The following is a 334-nucleotide window of genomic DNA, read 5'->3' on the forward strand; positions in this document are numbered from 1 at the left end:
GTCATTCTCTTCCGATCCGTCACCGGCTGATCAAGCGTTATATGCGACGCTCCCGCCTATGATTTCTGCTGCGTATCAAACCCAGCAGTGGGTAATGATTGATGATTATGGCTGTGATATCGCGTTTGATCTCGCCATACAATAATGTGTGTGCCGATATAAGTGTCTGATGCGGGCTGTCATCAATTACCTGATGACAGCCCGATGTGGTTTTTAATGGGCTACATCCCGTGCAGCCTGCCCAGCAGCCCCATTCGCTCCGCGGCCAGGTCAGGGTTCACCAGCAACCCGGCCTCATCCGCCAGCCGGAACAGCGCGCTGTAGTGCGCCAGGC

General features: G+C 55.1%; 1 protein-coding gene. It reads right to left on the reverse strand.

Annotated elements, in window-relative coordinates; translation table 11 throughout:
- Window positions 1–221: 221 nt before the first annotated feature.
- The gene (locus tag CYR32_RS22130) at window positions 222–332 is read right to left on the reverse strand and encodes a DUF993 family protein (RefSeq protein ID WP_206602475.1); all 111 of its coding nucleotides are present in this window, start codon (window positions 330–332) and stop codon (window positions 222–224) included.
- Between the last annotated feature and the right edge of the window lie 2 nt (window positions 333–334).

The sequence above is a fragment of the Chimaeribacter coloradensis genome (assembly GCF_002858715.1).
Taxonomy (GTDB): Bacteria; Pseudomonadota; Gammaproteobacteria; order Enterobacterales; family Enterobacteriaceae; genus Chimaeribacter; species Chimaeribacter coloradensis.